We start from the raw sequence: 18222 nt of genomic DNA on the forward strand, positions 1-18222 counted from the left end.
TAACAACGTGATTAGCAGTGTTATGATGGGGTGTCATTACGCCTGAACGCAGCGGGATCCTGCTTAGCCGCTGTAGCCGCCGCCGCTTTCGGGCTCGGTGGCGCTGCCGCCGGGTTCTACCTCGCGGGGCAGGTCGGGCTCGGTTTTTACTTCTACGTGGCTGTAGTCGGGGGCGCCGTTGCCGGCTACCGGCACCGGCGTTTCGTTCGCAGTAGGGCTAGTATGGTGGGCCGAGGGAGGCGTAGGAGCCGTGTTTTCCTGGGCGGGCGGGGTCACAGCGGAAGGCTGGGCGGTGGTGGGCTGATCAGGCTGGACGGACAGCGCATCGGACTCGTCTTCGAACGTCTTTTTCATAGAAAGGAAATAGCTGATGAGGTGCTTGGAGCTACCCTATACGCAACCAACGGGCCTAGGGCCGAGCTCCCACCTCGCAGAATTTTGGGGTAGCCGTGGCGGGCCGTAGCCTGTTGCGTACTTTTGCGCCGTGCCGGCTAGCGGCGCGCTTTCTTGTACCCTTATTCTCTTCTCACCCACTAGAAGCATGACTCAGTTCCGCACCGAGAAAGATACCATGGGCACCGTGCAGGTTCCCGCCGACGCCTACTACGGCGCCCAAACCCAGCGCAGCATCGATAACTTCCAGATTGCCCAGGACATCAACCGGATGCCCAAGGAAATCATCCGCGCCTTTGCGTATCTCAAGAAAGCTGCCGCTCTCACCAACCGCGACGCCGGCATTCTGCCCGCCGAAAAGGCTGACCTGATTGGCCGCGTGTGCGACGAAATCCTGGAAGGCAAGCTCGATAAGGAGTTTCCGCTGGTGGTATGGCAAACGGGCTCGGGCACCCAAAGCAACATGAACGTGAACGAGGTAGTAGCCTACCGCGGCCACGTGCTGCAGGGCGGCCAGCTTTCGGATGAGAAAAAAGTACTAGCCCCGAACGACGACGTAAACAAGAGCCAAAGCTCGAACGACACGTTCCCGACGGCCATGCACATTGCGGCCTACAAGATTCTGGTAGAAACCACGATTCCCGGTATCGAGAAGCTGCGCAACACGCTTAAGGCCAAGAGCGAGCAGTTCATGCACATCGTGAAAATCGGCCGCACCCACCTCATGGACGCCACGCCGCTCACGGTAGGGCAGGAGTTCTCTGGCTACGTGTCGCAGCTCGACCACGGCCTGCGCGCTATCAAGAACACCTTGGCTCACCTTTCGGAGCTGGCCCTAGGGGGCACCGCCGTCGGAACCGGCATCAACACGCCCGCTGGCTACTCGGAGAACGTAGCCAAGCACATTGCCGACCTGACGGGCCTGCCCTTCATCACGGCCGAAAACAAGTTTGAGGCCCTGGCTGCCCACGATGCTATTGTGGAAGCTCATGGCGCGTTGAAGACGGTGGCCGCTTCGCTGATGAAAATAGGAAACGACATTCGCTTGCTGGCCTCGGGTCCGCGCGCGGGTATCGGCGAGCTGCACATCCCGGACAATGAGCCCGGCTCCAGCATCATGCCCGGCAAAGTAAACCCCACCCAGTGCGAGGCCATGACCATGGTAGCGGCGCAGGTGATGGGCAATGATGTAGCTATCAACATCGGCGGTATGAACGGCCACTTCGAGCTGAACGTGTTCAAGCCCGTCATGATTTACAACTTCCTGCACTCAGCCCGCCTCATCGGCGACGTGTGCGTGAGCTTTAATGACAAGTGCGCCGTAGGCATCGAGCCCCTGGAAGCTAACATCAAGAAGCACGTAGACAGCAGCCTGATGCTGGTAACGGCCCTGAACCCGCACATCGGTTACTATAAAGCCGCTGAAATTGCTCAGACCGCCCACAAAAACGGCTCAACGCTGAAGGAAACCGCGCTGCAGCTCGGCTATCTTACCGAGGAGCAGTTCAACGAGTGGTTGAAGCCCGAGGATATGGTAGGCGAAATCAAAAAGTAGGCCTAGCTGCACTTTTTTCAAAAGCCGTTGCTCCATTCTGGGGCGGCGGCTTTTGCTTTTTTCGGCATCTTTACGCGGCATTCCCCCGTCTCGCTCCCGATGAATTTTTCCCGCTGCATTACCCTCGAAAACAGCCGCGTGCGCCTGCGACCCTTAGAGCTTACCGACTTCGATGACCTGAAGGAGGTAGCGTTTGATCCGGCCATTTGGCAGTATACCCTAACCCCGGCCCCCCAAAACAGCGTGGAGCTGGCGGCCTGGCTGACGGAGAGTGTGCGCGAGCGGGAAGCCGGCCGACGCTACCCGTTTGCCATCATCGACCGGGCGAGTGGCCGGGTGGTGGGCAGCACCAGCTATGGCAACCTGGCGCTAGGTGACTGTCGGCTGGAAATTGGCTGGACCTGGCTGGGGCGCGCCTACCACCGCACCGGCCTGAACCGCGCTTGCAAGCATCTGCTGCTAAAGTATGCTTTTGGTGAGCTAGGCTGCGAGCGGGTAGAGCTCAAAACCGATGCCCGCAACTGGCAGAGCCGCGACGCCATGCGCCGGATGGGAGCCACCGAAGAAGGCACGCTGCGCAGCCACATGAAAACCCAGGGCGGCCTGCGCCGCGACACCGTGTACTTCAGCATCCTGAAGCCCGAGTGGGACCAGCTACGCCACTCCGTGTTTCAGCAGTTCGACGCCCGTGGCTGAACCGACACCCCCGCCGCGCCGGTTTCCGGCCCTAGTGCAAAAGCGCGCCGCCAGCTTTGGCTATGCCTTTCGGGGCGTGTGGGCCGCACTGCGCACCGAGGTGCACTTGTGGTTTCATGCCGTTGCCTCGGTAGTAGCAGTTGTGTTAGGCTTCTATGTAGGCCTAGCGCGCTGGGAGTGGGTGGCAGTGGCCTTGTGCATTGGGGCGGTGTGGTGCGCTGAGCTGATAAATACGGCCATTGAAGCCGTCGTAAACCTGGTTTCGCCAGACCATCACCCGCTGGCCGGGCGCGCCAAAGATGTGGCGGCCGGTGCCGTGCTGGTTATGGCCCTAGCCGCGCTGGCCGTTGGGTTGTTGATTTTCGGACCTCGCCTTTGGGCATTGGTTGCGCATTAGCGGGCTGCTACCTCAACTACTGGCTAGCGCCTGCGTAACCAAGCTTTGTGTGCATATTTGCCGCCCCTGCTGCCCTAGGCACCAGTGCCGCCTCAATCCCCGTCTTCGTTCATGCGCTTCTCCCTGCTCTTTCTCACGGCTTCCCTAGCCGCCCTGCTCACTACCCCCGCCTGCCAGCGCAATGTGGCCGTTACTACCCCCACCGATGCGCCCCAAACCGGTATGGCCGGCAGTGTTTCCACGCCTGCTCCTACCAGTGTCAACACCATTGAGCCTTCACCAGGCTCTGATGCGGCCTTCGATACGGCCAAGCGCCCTAAGTGGCTGGAAGACCGGATTCAGAAGCACATGAATGATAAAAAGCAGAACCCGCCCATTCATATCTACAGCTACCAGTTTGATGGGGCTACGGTGTATTATGAAACCAGTCCGTGCTGCGACCAATACACCAACCTGTATGCCGCCGATGGCAAAATCCTGTGTCATCCCGATGGCGGACTAACCGGCCGCGGCGACGGTAACTGCCCCGATTTCGTGAAAAAACGCACTACCGAAAGACTGGTGTGGCAAGACCCTCGCTAGGCACAAGTCAGCGGTAAACCCTTGGTATACCGCTGACTGCTTGCTGGTCTTCTGCACTCAACATCTACCTACTTCTCACTTCTATCGCATGATCAACACCATTGAAAAGCTGGGCGCTTACTCCGTATGGGCCAATGAAACCCTGTTGCGCCACCTCGATGGCCTAGTAGCCGAAGGTGCTACCATCCCGAGCGGAGCACTGCGCATCTTCAGCCACGTGCTGAACGCGCAGGCTATTTGGCTGGGCCGCATGACCAACACGCCCAGCCCCGTGAAAGTGTGGCAGGAGCATGATTTGGCTACCCTGCACCACTGGCATGAGCAAACCTCCGAGCGTTTTCACCAGTACGGTATTTCCGCCGATGACGCGGAGATGCAGCGCCTCATCACCTACACCAACTCCATTGGAGAGGGCTACACCAGCCAGATTTCAGACATCCTGACCCACGTGCCGGTGCACGGCAACTACCACCGCGCCCAGGTAGCCAAAGAGCTGCGCGCTGCCGGTCTGGAGCCCATTAACACCGATTTTATCACCTACTGCCGCGAGCTTTCGGCGAAGGCTGAGGCGGCCGATGTGCCGAGCTTGTAACACTAGGGCCACCTAGTAGGTTAAACCCTTTCGGGTGGTGATGCACCACCCGAAAGGGTTTTTAGTTGTTAGTTCTCCGCCATATTCGTCTTCCCTTTTCTGATGACTTCCTCTGCCTCACTTCCGCCCGTGCTCAGCCCTGAGCGCCTGGCTGGTGCTCATACCTACGCTACGTATCGTCAGCTCATTGATGACTTGCAGGCCCAGGGCAAAACCACCGGCGAAACCCAGTCGGACATGCTTACCAACTACACCCGCCTGAACGTGCAGCGGATGGAACGGATTGACAAAAAGGTAGAGCTGCTGCCCGAAGTGCAGGCGGCCCTCGGCAACCTGGAGCATAAGTACGAGTGGCTTATCTTGACGGAAGGCTGGTGCGGCGACGCGGCCCAGATAGTGCCCATTCTGGAGAAAATGGCTCAGGCCAGCTACGGCCGCATCAGCACCCACTACCTGCTCCGTGACGAAAACCTGGACCTGATGGACCAATACCTCACGGCGGGCGGCCGCTCTATTCCCAAGCTTGTGGTATTGCACGCTGATACGCTCACGGAGGCCGCGCAGTGGGGCCCGCGGCCCGCGCCAGCGCAAGATCTGTTTCTGGAAATGAAAGCTCAGGGCACCAGCTTCGAGGAGTTTGCTGAGCGCCTGCACGGCTGGTACGCCAAAGACAAAACCGTAAGCACCCAACAAGAACTATTGCCTATTCTGCGCGGCCTCGCCTAGGCCCGTGTTCCGGCCAAACCCCCAACAAAAAAGCTCCGGCCAGAAGTGGCCGGAGCTTTTTTGTTGGGAAGTGAAAAGACTAGCGCAGGCGGTCCATGCTCCGCACCAGCTGCTCGTCGCGCCGGATAAAGCGGTTGGCCAGCAGGTTCAGTAGTAGCGCGAGGGTAGGCAAGTAGAAACCAGCTTCGAACTGGCCGGGCATCTTGATATTGAGCAGCATCTCGCCACGGCTCGAATAATAAAAGCCCGCACCCAGAGTAGCCACAATCAACAGGAAGTTCACGAGGCCTAGCTTCAGCTGCGTGAAACGGTTGCGGTACTGAAAAATCTCGAATAGGGCTACCGCAGCCGAGGTGGCGGCCAGTGCGGCAATGGGCCACGTGCTCATTGGGGCCGACATGCCCGGATCGGCCTTCTCATACGTTAGCTGGGTGGCCGTCAGGAGCAGGGTTTGCTGGCTAACTGGGTCGGTTTTGCTCCAGAGAGGCAGAAACAAGACACTTAGCATGGCCAGGGCCAGCAACAGCAGGAATACGCTTTGGATTCTTTGTATCATCTTTGTGTTTTGATAGTTCGGCAGACGAAGAACGGCCTATGTGGGCCGGCAAAAGTAGCCAACTACGACCGGAATAACCGCATTACATCCAATGCCTACTGCATACATCGTGGACGCTGTCCGCACTCCTATTGGTAAATTTGGCGGCGCCCTCAGCAGCATCCGCCCCGACGATATGGCCGCTCACGTGCTGCGCGAGCTGCTCCGCCGCAATCCTTCCGTTGATAAAACGGCTATTGAAGACGTAATTATTGGCGCTGCTAACCAGGCCGGCGAAGACAACCGCAACGTTGCCCGCATGGCCGCGCTGCTGGCCGGACTGCCCATTACCGTTCCGGGTGTAACCGTAAACCGCCTGTGCGCCTCGGGGCTGCAAAGCATTATGGATGCCTCGCGAGCGATTATGGCCGGTGAGGGGGACATCTATCTGGCCGGTGGGGCCGAAAGCATGACGCGCGCGCCCTTCGTGATGGCCAAATCGGCCACTGCCTTTGCCCGCGACTTCATGGCCCACGATACCACGTTGGGCTGGCGCTTCGTGAACCCCAAGCTGAGCAAAATGCACCACCCGTACGCCATGGGCGAAACAGCGGAGAACGTGGCCCGGAAGTACGGCATCACGCGTGCAGAGCAGGATGAATTTGCCTTTCATTCGCAGCGTAAATACCAGCGCGCCTTCGAAAAAGGCCGTTTCCGCCGTGAAATTGCTCCCGTATTCATCTCCCAGCCCAAAGGCGATGCAGCCACCTTCGATCAGGATGAACCGCCGCGCATTTCCAGCCTCGAAAAGCTGGCTACCCTTAAGCCGGCCTTTCAGGCCGATGGCAGCGTAACGGCCGGTAACTCAGCGGGCATCAACGATGGCGCTGCTGCCGTGCTGGTGGTAAGCGAAGAAGCCCTTAAGCGCTATAACCTAAAGCCGCTGGCCCGGGTAGTAGCCTCGGCCGTGGCAGGGGTTGATCCGGCGTATATGGGCTTGGGTCCGGTGCCCGCCACCCAGAAAGTGCTGAAGCGCGCCGGCCTGACCCTCAACGACATCGGCCTGATTGAGCTCAACGAAGCGTTTGCGGCCCAAAGCATTGCCTGCATCCGTGACCTGGACCTGAACCCAGAAATTCTCAACGTGAACGGGGGCTCTATTGCCATTGGTCATCCGCTGGGGGCTAGTGGCTCGCGCATTACCGCTACCCTGCTGCACGAGATGAACCGCCGCGAAGGCGTGCGCTACGGCCTGGCTACCATGTGTGTAGGCGTAGGGCAAGGCGCAGCCGTGATTTACGAGAAGCTCTAAGCTGGAAACCCAACGCCCGGTGTGTTGAACGCGCAACGTGCTGGTGCACCTGATGGAGTAGCCTTATGCCTGATTCGCTCCTGACACCCACCCTTACGTTGCCCGTAGCTGGTGCACGGCTGCGGCCCTGGCGCTTTTCTGATGCCAGGGCCCTAGCAGCGCACGCCAACAACCAGCACATTGCTCAGCACCTGCGCGACACCTTTCCGCACCCATACACGGTGCAGAATGCGGAGTTTTTCCTGAGCCTCGTGGCCGATGATACCCGCGACCTGCACCTGGCCATTGAACTGGAAGGAGAAGCGGTAGGCAGCATTGGGGTGCATTTCAAGACGGATGTGCGCCGCCGCTCTGCCGAAATTGGCTACTGGGTGGCACAGGAGCAGTGGGGCAAAGGCTTGGCCACAGCTGCTGTGAAGGCGCTGAGCAGCTACGTGCTGGCCCACTTTGATATCTGCCGCCTGTATGCCGTGGTGTTTGCCAGTAATCCGGCTTCGGGCCGGGTGCTGGAAAAGGCGGGGTATGAGCTGGAAGCCCGCCTGCGCCGTAGCGTGGTAAAAGACGGCCACACGTTGGACTCGTTGCTGTATGCGCTGGTAGTAGAAAGCTAGTGGCGTGTCTTGCAGTCTATTCGCTACCCCTGCCATCGGTTCAAACCCAACGGGGGGCTAGTCTCTTCTTTCAATCTATTTTGCTTCATGCGCTACTTTCTTCATCTGGCTTACGACGGCACGCAGTACCACGGCTGGCAGATACAGCCGCGCGCCATCTCGGTGCAGCAGGAGCTCGACCGGTGCCTGTCGCAGGTGCTGCGGCAGCCCGTGTACTGCCTCGGCAGCGGCCGCACCGACTCCGGCGTGCATGCCAGCCACCAGGTAGCGCACTTTGACGCCGAATTGCCCGAGGGACTGGACATGGCTACCCTGCTCTACCGTCTCAACCGTGCCCTCCCGCGCGACATCCGGGGCCAGGTGCTACACCCCGTGCCCGATAAGGCGCATGCCCGCTACGACGCCACGGCCCGCACCTACGAGTACCACGTGCGCCTCACCCCCGACCCATTCGCGCCTAACTTTAGCCTATACCTCGACCGTGCCCCGGATCTGGCGGCCATGAATGAGGCCGCCGCCATGCTGCTGGGTACCCACGATTTTACCAGTTTCTCGAAAGTAAAAGGCAGCGAAAAACACTACCTCTGCACTTGCTTCGAAGCCGGCTGGCACGCCGTGCCCGGCGGGCTGGTGTTTCGCATTCGGGCCAACCGCTTTGTGCGCGGTATGGTGCGGCTAGTTGTGGGTACTTTGCTGACAGTAGGCCGTGGTAAAATGAGCCCCCAGGAGTTCGGAGAAGTATTCCGCAGCCTGAACCGGGTGCATGCGAGTGGTGCGGCGCTGGCCAATGGCCTGTTTTTGTGCCGGGTAGAATATCCGGCTGCGCTGCTCGAAGGTGTGACCTTACCAACGGGTTTGCCGTACTTTTCCGGAAAGTAAGGAGGTGAGAGCTGGAAAGAGTGCTGCTTTTTCCTAGGTGCTGTAGCGGCCCCAACCCTCCCGGTTACTTATTCGCTTCTCGCCTGTTACCTCCTACCTTCACTACCCGCCCCCGACTACCCTATCCGAATGGAGCAACCTACTACCGCCACTAAGAGCGGCAACATCTTCGATTGGCAGGTGCTAAGCCGGCTGATGACGTATGTGCGGCCTTACCAGCGCGTCTTTTACTTCCTGATTTTCCTGACCATTGCCACGGCTGTGCTCGGGACGCTGCGCCCGTTCCTGATTCAGCAGATGGTAGACGTAACCATTGAGCAGGGCGACTGGGCCGGCCTGAACCGCATGTTTGGGCTGCTGCTGGTGCTGCTGGTAGGGCACGCCATTGTGAGCTACCTCCAGACCTATTTCGGCGGCTGGCTAGGCCAGTACATCGTCCGCGACATCCGGGTAGACCTCTACAAGCACATTCTGGACCTACGCCTGAAGTTCTTCGATAAAACGCCCATTGGGGTGCTCGTGACGCGCAATATTTCCGATGTAGAAACCCTTTCCGACGTGTTCAGCGAAGGCCTAGCCGCTATGATTGGCGACATTCTGCAGCTGGTCTTTATCGTCTCGTTCATGTTTTACATCGACTGGCGCCTGACCCTGGTGAGCCTTTCCGTAATTCCGCTGCTGCTGTTCAGCACCTATGTGTTCAAGGAAAAGGTGAAGAAGTCGTTCCAAGAAGTGCGCACGGCGGTGGCCAACCTCAACTCCTTTGTGCAGGAGCACCTGACGGGCATGAATGTGGTGCAGATCTTTAACAACGAGGAGCGCGAGCTACGCAAGTTCAAGGCCATCAATCAAGAGCATACCCGCGCTAACATCCGCTCGGTGCTCTATTACAGCATCTACTTTCCGGTAGCGGAGGTGCTGGCCGCCGCCGGTGTGGGGCTGCTGGTGTGGTATGCGGCCCAGGGCCAGATTGAGGGCACCATCTCGAAGGGCGCCCTCATTGCCTTCATCATGTACAACGCGCTGTTCTTTCGCCCCATCCGCCAAATAGCTGACCGCTTCAACACCTTACAGTTGGGCCTAGTGAGCACGGAGCGCCTGCTTAAGCTCCTTGATAGTAAGGAGTTGATAGCTGACAATGGCACGTACATTCCTACCGACCTGCGCGGCGACGTAGATTTCGAGCACGTGTGGTTTGCCTACAACGACGAGGAATGGGTACTGCGCGACGTGAATTTCTCGGTGAAAGCCGGCCAGACCTACGCGTTTGTGGGGGCTACGGGCGCCGGTAAAACCAGTATCATCAACCTGCTCAGCCGCTTCTACGAAATCAATAAAGGCACTATCCGCATCGATGGCCACGACCTGCGCGAGTACGACCTGAAGGACTTGCGCCGCCACATAGGGGTAGTACTGCAGGATGTATTCCTGTTTGCGGGCACCATTCGCGACAACATTACCCTCGGCAAAACCGACATCACCGACGCCCAGATTTGGGAAGCCGCCGATCTGGTAGGTGCTCGCCGCTTTATTGAGCGCCTACCCGGTGCCCTCGATTACCAGGTGATGGAGCGCGGCGCTACCCTTTCGGTAGGCCAGCGCCAGCTCATTAGCTTCGTGCGGGCCATGGTGTACCAGCCGCGCATCATTATCCTGGATGAAGCCACTTCCTCCGTCGACAGCGAAACCGAGGAGCTGATTCAGCAAGCCATTGAAAAGCTGATGCAGGGCCGCACTTCGCTGGTAATTGCCCACCGCCTGAGCACCATCCAGAAGGCCGACCAGATTATCGTGCTCGATAAGGGCGAAATCAAGGAGTCGGGTACGCACGAGGAGCTGTTGCGCCACCAGGGCTTCTACGCCAACCTATACCAGATGCAGTACAAAGACGTGCTTTCGTAAGAAATGCGGTGCCGCGTTGCGCGGCGGTTTACCTTTGCGGCAGGCCTAGTGTTTTCTGCCTTTTTACTACCTCCATGAATAAGATTCTTCTGGCGCTGGCCTTGCTTCTCGGAGTGGGTTTCTCGGTAGCCTACTGGAAAATGGGCGGCTTCAGTGCCGCCACCATCACGCCCGAAACGACCACCCAGCCTTACTACCTGGCGGGGCGCTACTACGAGGGGCCGGCCAACGATGAAGCCTTCGGCGACCTGACCCGGCAGGCCTACGAGCTGCGCAAAAGCGGCCAGTTGCGCGGCGACTTCGGCAACATCTTCTACAACAGTCCCGAGACGTCCCGCGACGCGGCCCGTGTATTCGTGGGCGTAGTAGTAGCCGACACCACCTCGCAAAAGCTGCCGGAAGGGTATCAGTACCGGGTTTTTGCCGCCGGCCAAAAAGTGCTGCGCGCCCACATTGATGCCAGCTACCTGGTAGCCCCTGATAAGCTGTATTCCGGCATAAAGGAGTACGCTACCGCAAATAAGCTCACTCTGCAGGACGTGTACCTGGAGCGCTTCCCAGATAAAGGAGAGCCAGAGGTACTAGCCGTACTCAAGTAGCTGAATGACCCAAAAAAAGCGCTTCTAGGCCACGGACCTGGAAGCGCTTTTTTAATAACCGAAGAGCTATTTACCTCCTAAATGTAGTGAGGCACCCACATTGAGATAGGCTAAACCGAAATTAGAAACAAAATAGGAAGACTTAGCTCCAAAATCATTTACGGGTGCAGGTGATTTAGATTTATCCTTAGTACTGACGTAGCTAATATTTCCTAAGACCAGTTGCAGACCTAGTTTTTCAGTCGGGAAAAACACTAGGCCGGGAGTAATGGCACCCATTCCTCCCTTGCTTACACGGCGGGTAGTGATGCTCTGGCTAGAGGACGTTTCTGATGTCGAATAACTATTACCAGTTGTATAACCGCCATCCAATTGGCCATAAAGACCTAGCTTCTCAGTTATCATCTTATAATACCGTACGAATGGCCCGAAGGAATTAGTAGTGTAGCCGTAGGTATATCGGCCTTGATTTGGGTCATTTGTTTGTATCTGTTTGCCGTTATTTATGTTACCTGATAAGCCTATTGCTAGGTTGTCAGCTATAAAGTATCCAACAGTAGTGGTGAGTTGAAGTATCTTATAGTCGCTTTTCTGACTATTCATTGAACCGTTAAATTTATTTTCGGACTTATTGTAATTGATAAGACCACTTACTAAATAACGACCTGCACTTGTTTGTGCATGGGCACTAGCAGCGAAGCCAAGGAAAAGCAAACTTGGAAGTAACTTCTTCATGAAGATGGGTTAAAATAGATCGGGAAAATGTTAGAGTGTCGCTCTAACGGAGGTTTCACGATGTTATTTTATTATACATATATATTGATGAAAACGCTACCATGTTTATGTTAGTAACAATTCAGCTTGAAGGAAAGAAGAGAAAACGCCTCAGGTAGTTCAGCCTACACAATAACTCACAAAGGGCAACCGAGCAGATGGTAGTTATTTATACGTAGTAATCCTAAATTTTCTCGTTATAAGTACGTAAATCCATTTCGATCCGGGGCGTTATAGAAACCTTAGCAGTAGGGAGAAGTACAGAGGTAGCAGTGAGTTTGTCTAGTTACTAGGGACGAAATCGTTCTGAACTACTAGGCTAACGCGCTTCTAACTACGTGTCCCACCTGAACCTTAACGCCGGATTCTTATGCTAGCAATGGATTACCGGGGCCCTAAAAGGGTCCGTGCCACTGAAAAACCAATGCCCGAAATCAAGCATCCGCAGGATGCTATTGTCCGGGTAACCCGCTCCTGCATCTGCGGCTCCGACCTGCACCTATACAACGGCAACGTGCCCGATACGCGCGTAGGCTCCACCTTCGGGCACGAGTTTACGGGCATTGTGGAGGAAGTTGGTCCTGAGGTAACGAAAATCAAAGTAGGCGACCATGTATTGGTGCCTTTCAATATTGCCTGTGGCGAATGCCACTTCTGCAAGCAAGGTATGTTTGGTAACTGCCACGAGGGCAATACCATGGCTTCGGGGGTAGGCTCCATCTTCGGTTATTCACACACTGCGGGTGGGTACAATGGCGGACAAGCCGAATATGCCCGTGTGCCGTATGCCAACGTAGGCCCAACGGTGATACCCGAGGGGATGGACCCCGATGATGCCGTGCTGCTCACAGACGTAGTGCCAACCGGCTACCAGGCCGCCGAAATGGCTGGCATTCAGCCCGGTGATACGGTAGTAGTATTTGGCGCTGGTCCGGTTGGAATTATGGCGGCCCGCTGCTGCTGGCTATTTGGTGCCGGCCGGGTCATCATCATTGATAAAGAAGACTACCGCCTCGAATTCGCAAAAAACTACGCCAACTGCGAGGCTTATAACTTCGAAAAAGACATGGATGATCCAGTGGTTTTCATCAAGAAAATCACGGATTACATGGGGGCCGACTGCATAATTGATGCCGTAGGAGCCGAGGCAGCGGGTAACGCCATGCAAACCATCACGGGCCGCAAGCTGCTGTTGCAGGCGGGCTCGGCCACGGCCCTGCACTGGGCGGTTAACTCAGTGAAAAAAGGCGGTGTTATCTCCATTGTAGGCGTGTACGGCCCTACGGATAACCTCGTGCCAATTGGTAACGTGCTAAACAAAGGCCTCACCATCCGGGCTAACCAGGCCTCCGTAAAGCGGCTCTTGCCGCGGCTCATTGAGCACGTACAAAATGGAGTAATCAAACCCAAAGAGCTCATAACGCACCGTATCCCACTGGAGGAAATTGCCGATGGCTATCGGATGTTCTCCGCTAAGCTCGACAATTGCATCAAACCGCTCCTGGTTTTCCCTAACTCCAAATAACGCCGACTTACGATGGAAAATACTGTGAAAGATCCGCAGAAGCTGCCTGGTTGGGGTATTGATGCGGACCCTAAAAACGACCCTACTTATCCCATGCGTACGCGCATGAACGTAGAGCAGGACCCTGACAGCAAACACCGTCCCGCCTCGTTGCAGCCCGTAGACATAGAAATACTGAAATCTATAGAGCGGCCGAATGTATCAGCGGTATTCGGCGAAGCCTCCCCTCCAAGTGGGCTTAGTGGTATGATTCGGCGTATGGCTTTTAAGTACAGCGAGTCGCATTACGGGCACTGGCTACCCTTGATTCTGGCAGATAGAATAAATGTGGTTGAAGGTGTGTTGGAGGATTTTGCGCACGGCAAAGTGCCTAACATCTTCGCCGAGAAAGGCTACAAAGTAGAGTGGCAGCACAACCGGACCAATTTCATAGCCAAAATGGCCACCATTGCTGCCGTTACCGCCGGCGCGATATTGTTGCTCTCCCGCGACAGCAAAGGCCACAAACCCAATAGAAGATATTCATAAGCAGCATAAGCTAGCACCTAAAGCAACGGCGACTCGGACTCATGTCTGGGTCGCCGTTTTGCGTGATTAGTAAAGGTTGCTACGGCCTACTGACTAGCATGCTACTTATGTGAATTAGCTAGGGTTTGTGGCGTTGCTAGACCTAGTGCTGAAACTAACTGCCAAAACATAAAAAAGCCCGCTGAACAAATGCTCAGCGGGCTTTTTAGGGAGAGAACACGAGTGTCGGGGTGGCAGGATTCGAACCTGCGGCCTCCTGCTCCCAAAGCAGGCGCGATACCGGGCTACGCTACACCCCGATGCGTTGTGGGCATGCTACCACACTTCGGACACTTTCTCTAGTGTTTTTGCCGAAAAAAGCCTCCGGGTGGGGTTCCCAGAGGCTTTTCAAACAAAAAATTCTTCGGTCGGAGTGGCAGGATTCGAACCTACGACCTCCAGCACCCCATGCTGGCGCGATACCAGGCTACGCTACACCCCGATGAATTATGGCACAAATGTACACATGCTGGCCGCTACCACGCAAGCTTTTGAAAGGTAATTTTCAGGTTAAAAACGGTTGGGACGGCTTCGGGGCCTAGTAGCAGGCTAGCTGCCTGCATGTTGCTGAGAATTAAAAAAAGAGCAGCCTCAATAAAAATGTAGCTGGCGCGTTTCTTGCTCCAAAGGATTTTACTCAATAATGCAAGTCGACGAAACCGGGGTGGGGGTAGAGTTACGTACCTTTATAGTCCCGTATCGTTCACTTCTAGCTTCAGAACGCGTATGAAAACTTCTACTCTTCTTGGATGCTTGGTCGCGCTGCTTTCATGGGTGCAATCGGCTCAGGCTCAAACCAAACCAGCGCCAAAGCCTGCCCCTGCGGCAGTAGCGGCCGTGGCCACGGCCACGCCTCCAGCTCTTATAACCGATAAGATGGCGGACCCCACGCCGAATAAAGATGCTCTTAAGGTGCGGGCCGAAGCCAACCCCCTTACCAAGCGTCTGACGGTGCGTACCGATGCCACCGGCCCCACCCGGGTGGAGATAAACGCTACGGATGGCCGCCCAGTTATCACCCGCGACCTGATGTCGGGTGCGGATGCGGTGGTACTTGATATCAGCAGCCTACCAGCCGGTTCTTACCTCGTGCAATGCTCATCTGGTGAGCGCCGCGGCGTGAAACGCGTAATGGTTGGCCAATAAACTACCCACTCGCTAGGTAAATTTTTCTGCTAGAAAGCCTTGTACATTGTAAGATGTGCGGGGCTTTCTGTTTTTTGTGCTGCTTAACCACTGCTCCCTATGTCTCAACTATCCTATTGGGAACACCAAGCCTTCCTGCGCGCTGCGGATGTAGTAGTGGTTGGAGGTGGTATTGTGGGCCTAACGGCGGCGCTATATACCCGGCGGTTGCGACCTGCGGCAAGGGTAGTGGTGCTGGAGCGCGACGTACTGCCCAATGGCGCCAGCACCAAAAACGCCGGGTTTGCGTGCTTCGGTAGTATCTCGGAGCTGCTGGAGCAGGAAAAACGCGGCGGTACGGTGGCCCTGCAGCAAGTGGTGCAGGCCCGCTGGGCAGGATTACTTCGGCTGCGCGAACTGCTCGGTGATGAGCAACTGCACTACCAACCGGTGGGAGGCTACGAACTGTTCCGGCCCGAGGAAGCTGAACTAGCCACTACCTGCCTGCAGCACCTGGAGTATTACAATCAGTTACTAGCCCCCATCATCGGGCAAACTGCCATTTTCCGCAACGCCACGGCTCGGATTCCGGCCCTGGGCTTGGCTGGTGTAAACGTGATGCTGGAAAATAGCGCGGAAGGCGCCTTAGATACTGGCCAGATGATGCTGGGGCTGCTCCGGTTGGCCTGGCAGGAAGGGGTAGTAGTGCTGCATGGGTGCCCAGTGCATGCACTGGAACCCGGCAACACCAGGGTGCAGGTGCGCACAGCGCTCGGCAACCTGGAGGCGGAGCAAGTGCTGCTGGCAACCAACGCCTTCAGCCGACAGTTCTTTCCGAAACTGGACCTAGTGCCTGGCCGTGGGCAAGTGCTGGTAACGGAGCCGTTGCCCGGCCTGAACCTGCCCGGTACCTTCCATTATGATAAAGGCTACTACTACTTCCGGCAAGTTGGCAGTCGGCTGCTGTTGGGCGGTGGACGCAACCTCGACTTCGCGGCCGAAGAAACCATTGAGCCTGGCCTGACGCCGCTGGTTCAGAAGCGACTGGAACAGCTCCTCCACGAGGTAATTCTGCCCGGGCAGCGTCCCCGCATAGACTTCCGCTGGAGCGGCGTGATGGGGTTTGGTACTGAGTTGGAGCCGATTATCAAACCGCTGGCCCCGGGCATTTTTGGGGCGCTGCGCTGCAACGGCATGGGCGTGGCTATGGGCGCGGGCAGTGGTTGGAAAGCAGCTCAACTGATGGTGAGCTAAACGCCATCGGGTTCATCGCCTGGGGTTTGAAACAAGAATCACTACCCCTCGAAACGCAGCAAACCCTTGGCTGCAGTAGTAGCGCCAAGGGTTTGCGAGTGCTAGGTCAGGTTGGTTGTGAAAGTCCAGAGCTATGCTTCCTCACTTTGCAACTGCCGCTCGTAGAGGGCCCGGTACAGGCCGTTCTCGTCACGCATTAGGTCCTCGTGGGTGCCGTGCTGCACAATCTGCCCGTCGTCGAGCACCAAGATTTCATCAGCTAGCTTCACCGACGATACCCGGTGCGAGATAATGAGGCTGGTCCGGTTGTGCATGATGCGCTGCAGCGCCCCCAGAATAGCATTTTCAGTGTTGGTGTCTACGGCCGATAGGGCATCGTCCAGAATCAGGATTTTGGGCTCTTTCACCAGTGCTCGGGCAATGCTCACGCGCTGCTTCTGGCCGCCCGAAAGCGTGATGCCCCGCTCGCCAACTTTGGTATCAAAGCCTTCCGGAAAGCGCAGAATGTTCTCGTACACGTTGGCATCCTTGGCCGCCTGAATCATGCGTTCCTCCGTGGGTGCATCAATCCCAAAGTTGATGTTGTTGCGAATGGAATCAGAGAACAGGAACACATCCTGGGGTACGTATCCAATCTGCCCGCGCAGGGACCGCAAGGACAGGTCACGCACATCCACACCATCAATCCGGATGCTACCCTCCGTTACATCGTAAAGCCTCGATAGCAAAGCGGCCACGGTGCTTTTGCCCGAGCCCGTATTGCCGATAACAGCTAGCGTTTGGCCCTGCCGGATGCGGAACGACACGTTGCGCAACGCCTGAATACCGGTATCAGGGTAGGTGAAGGTAACGTGGTCGAATACAATGTCGCCCTGAATGTCCAGCTCCAGATTTTGGCGCGACACGATGTCGGTTTGCTGGTGCATGAACTCGTTGATGCGAGCCTGCGAGGCCTCAGCGCGCTGCACTAGGGAGCTGGTCCAGCCCAAGGCCGTTACAGGCCAGGTCAGCAAGTTCACGTAAATCAGAAACTCGGCAATGCTACCCGTTGTGATAGTGCCGCGCAGTACTTCCTGCCCGCCCAGCCACACCGTAACGATGGTGCTCAGGCCAATCAGAAACAAAATCAGCGGAAAGAACAGCGAGTTCACGAAGTTGAGGCTCAGTGACTTCTGCTTGTAGTGCTCCGAAGCTTCCGCAAACTGCCGGTACGAGTCCTCTTCGCGCACAAACGACTTCAGCACCCGAATTCCCGAAAATGCTTCCTGCACAAACGTGGTCATGCTGGCCAGGGAGCGTTGAATCTCGTCTGACTTCTTCTCAATCAGGTTGTTAACATAGAAAATGCTCACGCTCAGCACAGGCAGCGGCAGCAGCGTGTACAACGTCAGCTTCACGTTCACCATGAGCATGAGCGGCACGATGAGCACGAACAGAATAACCAACTGCATGAAGTACATGATGGCCGGCCCGATGTACATACGGACCCGTCCTACGTCCTCCGAAATCCGCGACATCAGGTCGCCGGTGCTGTGGCGGCGGTAGAAGCTCAGCGGCAAGGACTGATAGTGCTGATAGATTTCGTTTTTCTGGTCGTTCTCGATGTGCCGGCTCATCACAATGAGCGTCTGGCGCATGAAAAACAGGAAGATGCCGCGCAGCAGCGCCATCACCAGAATCAGCACGCCGTAGAGTAGCACGTGCCGGCCAAACAGCTCGTACACCTCACTTTGGGCTTCAGTGCCCGCATAGAGGTAGTAGAGGTCGATGCCTTCACTAACTAGGTCGAAGGCGTAGCGTACGATTTGAGCCGGGAAGATGGCTAGCAGCGTACTTAGGGCCACAAATAGCACCCCCCCGAGGAAGTGCCATTTGTAGCGGAAGAGGTATTTATTGGTAGCGGAGAGGGCGCGCACAGAAGCAGGTGGGGGAGTTTAGGAGTTTGGAAGTTAGAAAGTTAAAAGAAGCGTAAACGGTTTTGGCTGGAGTTTGGGTTTGGCCGGGGCCTAGTCTTACTCAGTTTCTAACCTATTAACTCACAAACCTCTAAACTCCGGGAAAAGACTACGGCTAGGTGGCTGAAGTCGGAAAAACGAAGTACTTTTGCACCCGCATTGCGCGAGTAACACCCCAGAAAGCCAAGCGGCACGTAGCATTGAACGACGGGAGAATAGCCGCAGGGCCTTGCCATTCGTTTA

The 18222-nt window shown here is 56.5% G+C and carries 19 protein-coding genes and 2 tRNA genes; 15 read left to right on the forward strand and 6 right to left on the reverse strand.

Annotated elements, in window-relative coordinates; translation table 11 throughout:
• Positions 1 to 63: 63 nt before the first annotated feature.
• Positions 64 to 354 carry a hypothetical protein gene (locus ACYVGU_RS14185; RefSeq protein WP_460613274.1) on the reverse strand — a complete coding sequence of 97 codons (291 nt, stop codon included), beginning with the start codon at positions 352 to 354 and terminating at the stop codon, positions 64 to 66.
• A gap of 187 nt (positions 355 to 541) precedes the next feature.
• Here ACYVGU_RS14185 and fumC point away from each other — a divergent pair, with 187 nt between their 5' ends.
• The 6 genes from fumC (at position 542) to ACYVGU_RS14215 (ending at position 4941) form a co-directional block, all read left to right on the forward strand.
• Complete coding sequence (gene fumC / locus ACYVGU_RS14190; protein WP_460622612.1) at positions 542 to 1948, forward strand: class II fumarate hydratase; 1407 nt, start codon at positions 542 to 544, stop codon at positions 1946 to 1948.
• Positions 1949 to 2047: 99 nt separating this feature from the next.
• Complete coding sequence (locus ACYVGU_RS14195) at positions 2048 to 2644, forward strand: GNAT family N-acetyltransferase (RefSeq protein WP_460622613.1); 597 nt, start codon at positions 2048 to 2050, stop codon at positions 2642 to 2644.
• Positions 2637 to 3041, forward strand: a complete 405-nt coding sequence (locus tag ACYVGU_RS14200) for a diacylglycerol kinase family protein (protein WP_460622614.1) — start codon at positions 2637 to 2639, stop codon at positions 3039 to 3041. The genes ACYVGU_RS14195 and ACYVGU_RS14200 overlap by 8 nt, the downstream gene beginning before the upstream one ends.
• A 111-nt stretch (positions 3042 to 3152) precedes the next feature.
• A complete protein-coding gene (locus ACYVGU_RS14205) occupies positions 3153 to 3623 on the forward strand; it encodes a DUF6970 domain-containing protein (RefSeq protein ID WP_460622615.1) in 471 nt (156 codons plus the stop codon).
• Between the two features lie 88 nt (positions 3624 to 3711).
• A complete protein-coding gene (locus ACYVGU_RS14210; protein WP_460613279.1) occupies positions 3712 to 4215 on the forward strand; it encodes a DinB family protein in 504 nt (167 codons plus the stop codon).
• Between the two features lie 102 nt (positions 4216 to 4317).
• Positions 4318 to 4941 (forward strand): thioredoxin family protein, encoded by a 624-nt coding sequence (locus tag ACYVGU_RS14215; RefSeq protein WP_460622616.1) that lies wholly within the window; start codon positions 4318 to 4320, stop codon positions 4939 to 4941.
• Positions 4942 to 5020: 79 nt separating this feature from the next.
• On the opposite strand, the gene ACYVGU_RS14220 is transcribed toward ACYVGU_RS14215, so the two are convergent.
• Positions 5021 to 5497, reverse strand: a complete 477-nt coding sequence (locus tag ACYVGU_RS14220; RefSeq protein ID WP_460622617.1) for a DUF4293 family protein — start codon at positions 5495 to 5497, stop codon at positions 5021 to 5023.
• A gap of 91 nt (positions 5498 to 5588) precedes the next feature.
• Here ACYVGU_RS14220 and ACYVGU_RS14225 point away from each other — a divergent pair, with 91 nt between their 5' ends.
• The 5 genes from ACYVGU_RS14225 (at position 5589) to ACYVGU_RS14245 (ending at position 10779) form a co-directional block, all read left to right on the forward strand.
• On the forward strand, positions 5589 to 6788 hold the full coding sequence (locus tag ACYVGU_RS14225) for a thiolase family protein (RefSeq protein WP_460622618.1): 1200 nt from the start codon (positions 5589 to 5591) through the stop codon (positions 6786 to 6788).
• A gap of 65 nt (positions 6789 to 6853) precedes the next feature.
• The gene (locus ACYVGU_RS14230) at positions 6854 to 7399 is read left to right on the forward strand and encodes a GNAT family N-acetyltransferase (RefSeq protein ID WP_460622619.1); all 546 of its coding nucleotides are present in this window, start codon (positions 6854 to 6856) and stop codon (positions 7397 to 7399) included.
• Between the two features lie 87 nt (positions 7400 to 7486).
• Positions 7487 to 8278, forward strand: coding sequence for a tRNA pseudouridine synthase A (truA, locus tag ACYVGU_RS14235; protein WP_460622620.1), 792 nt, complete (start codon positions 7487 to 7489; stop codon positions 8276 to 8278).
• A 129-nt stretch (positions 8279 to 8407) separates the two neighbouring features.
• The gene (locus tag ACYVGU_RS14240) at positions 8408 to 10180 is read left to right on the forward strand and encodes an ABC transporter ATP-binding protein (protein ID WP_460613285.1); all 1773 of its coding nucleotides are present in this window, start codon (positions 8408 to 8410) and stop codon (positions 10178 to 10180) included.
• A 74-nt stretch (positions 10181 to 10254) separates the two neighbouring features.
• Entirely contained in the window at positions 10255 to 10779 is a 525-nt protein-coding gene (locus tag ACYVGU_RS14245) for a hypothetical protein (RefSeq protein WP_460622621.1), read from the forward strand.
• A 66-nt stretch (positions 10780 to 10845) separates the two neighbouring features.
• Here the strand turns inward: ACYVGU_RS14245 and ACYVGU_RS14250 are convergent, their stop codons facing one another.
• Positions 10846 to 11514 (reverse strand): hypothetical protein, encoded by a 669-nt coding sequence (locus ACYVGU_RS14250; RefSeq protein WP_460622622.1) that lies wholly within the window; start codon positions 11512 to 11514, stop codon positions 10846 to 10848.
• 409 nt (positions 11515 to 11923) lie between these two features.
• Between ACYVGU_RS14250 and ACYVGU_RS14255 the strand changes: the two genes are divergently transcribed.
• Together ACYVGU_RS14255 and ACYVGU_RS14260 are read left to right on the forward strand one after the other, a co-directional pair.
• Positions 11924 to 13078: a zinc-dependent alcohol dehydrogenase gene (locus tag ACYVGU_RS14255; RefSeq protein WP_460613288.1), complete on the forward strand. Its 1155-nt coding sequence runs from the start codon at positions 11924 to 11926 to the stop codon at positions 13076 to 13078.
• Positions 13079 to 13090: 12 nt separating this feature from the next.
• Positions 13091 to 13606 (forward strand): hypothetical protein, encoded by a 516-nt coding sequence (locus ACYVGU_RS14260; RefSeq protein WP_460613289.1) that lies wholly within the window; start codon positions 13091 to 13093, stop codon positions 13604 to 13606.
• A 225-nt stretch (positions 13607 to 13831) separates the two neighbouring features.
• Here the strand turns inward: ACYVGU_RS14260 and ACYVGU_RS14265 are convergent.
• Positions 13832 to 13905, reverse strand: a tRNA-Pro gene (locus ACYVGU_RS14265).
• A 108-nt stretch (positions 13906 to 14013) separates the two neighbouring features.
• Positions 14014 to 14087, reverse strand: a tRNA-Pro gene (locus tag ACYVGU_RS14270).
• Positions 14088 to 14371: 284 nt separating this feature from the next.
• Between ACYVGU_RS14270 and ACYVGU_RS14275 the strand changes: the two genes are divergently transcribed.
• A complete protein-coding gene (locus tag ACYVGU_RS14275) occupies positions 14372 to 14791 on the forward strand; it encodes a T9SS type A sorting domain-containing protein (RefSeq protein WP_460622623.1) in 420 nt (139 codons plus the stop codon).
• 99 nt (positions 14792 to 14890) lie between these two features.
• Positions 14891 to 16024 (forward strand): NAD(P)/FAD-dependent oxidoreductase, encoded by a 1134-nt coding sequence (locus ACYVGU_RS14280; RefSeq protein WP_460622624.1) that lies wholly within the window; start codon positions 14891 to 14893, stop codon positions 16022 to 16024.
• A gap of 131 nt (positions 16025 to 16155) precedes the next feature.
• On the opposite strand, the gene ACYVGU_RS14285 is transcribed toward ACYVGU_RS14280, so the two are convergent.
• Complete coding sequence (locus ACYVGU_RS14285; protein WP_460622625.1) at positions 16156 to 17940, reverse strand: ABC transporter ATP-binding protein; 1785 nt, start codon at positions 17938 to 17940, stop codon at positions 16156 to 16158.
• Positions 17941 to 18222 lie beyond the last annotated feature (282 nt).

It is taken from the genome of Hymenobacter tenuis, assembly GCF_054780495.1.

Excerpts from the sequence above, each read along its gene's own strand:
- ACYVGU_RS14185 (WP_460613274.1), bottom strand. The coding sequence starts at position 354 with ATGAAAAAGACGTTCGAAGACGAGTCCGATGCGCTGTCCGTCCAGCCT.
- fumC (WP_460622612.1), top strand. The coding sequence starts at position 542 with ATGACTCAGTTCCGCACCGAGAAAGATACCATGGGCACCGTGCAGGTT.
- ACYVGU_RS14195 (WP_460622613.1), top strand. The coding sequence starts at position 2,048 with ATGAATTTTTCCCGCTGCATTACCCTCGAAAACAGCCGCGTGCGCCTG.
- ACYVGU_RS14205 (WP_460622615.1), top strand. The coding sequence starts at position 3,153 with ATGCGCTTCTCCCTGCTCTTTCTCACGGCTTCCCTAGCCGCCCTGCTC.
- ACYVGU_RS14210 (WP_460613279.1), top strand. The coding sequence starts at position 3,712 with ATGATCAACACCATTGAAAAGCTGGGCGCTTACTCCGTATGGGCCAAT.
- ACYVGU_RS14215 (WP_460622616.1), top strand. The coding sequence starts at position 4,318 with ATGACTTCCTCTGCCTCACTTCCGCCCGTGCTCAGCCCTGAGCGCCTG.
- ACYVGU_RS14220 (WP_460622617.1), bottom strand. The coding sequence starts at position 5,497 with ATGATACAAAGAATCCAAAGCGTATTCCTGCTGTTGCTGGCCCTGGCC.
- ACYVGU_RS14225 (WP_460622618.1), top strand. The coding sequence starts at position 5,589 with ATGCCTACTGCATACATCGTGGACGCTGTCCGCACTCCTATTGGTAAA.
- ACYVGU_RS14230 (WP_460622619.1), top strand. The coding sequence starts at position 6,854 with ATGCCTGATTCGCTCCTGACACCCACCCTTACGTTGCCCGTAGCTGGT.
- truA (WP_460622620.1), top strand. The coding sequence starts at position 7,487 with ATGCGCTACTTTCTTCATCTGGCTTACGACGGCACGCAGTACCACGGC.
- ACYVGU_RS14240 (WP_460613285.1), top strand. The coding sequence starts at position 8,408 with ATGGAGCAACCTACTACCGCCACTAAGAGCGGCAACATCTTCGATTGG.
- ACYVGU_RS14245 (WP_460622621.1), top strand. The coding sequence starts at position 10,255 with ATGAATAAGATTCTTCTGGCGCTGGCCTTGCTTCTCGGAGTGGGTTTC.
- ACYVGU_RS14250 (WP_460622622.1), bottom strand. The coding sequence starts at position 11,514 with ATGAAGAAGTTACTTCCAAGTTTGCTTTTCCTTGGCTTCGCTGCTAGT.
- ACYVGU_RS14255 (WP_460613288.1), top strand. The coding sequence starts at position 11,924 with ATGCTAGCAATGGATTACCGGGGCCCTAAAAGGGTCCGTGCCACTGAA.
- ACYVGU_RS14260 (WP_460613289.1), top strand. The coding sequence starts at position 13,091 with ATGGAAAATACTGTGAAAGATCCGCAGAAGCTGCCTGGTTGGGGTATT.
- ACYVGU_RS14275 (WP_460622623.1), top strand. The coding sequence starts at position 14,372 with ATGAAAACTTCTACTCTTCTTGGATGCTTGGTCGCGCTGCTTTCATGG.
- ACYVGU_RS14280 (WP_460622624.1), top strand. The coding sequence starts at position 14,891 with ATGTCTCAACTATCCTATTGGGAACACCAAGCCTTCCTGCGCGCTGCG.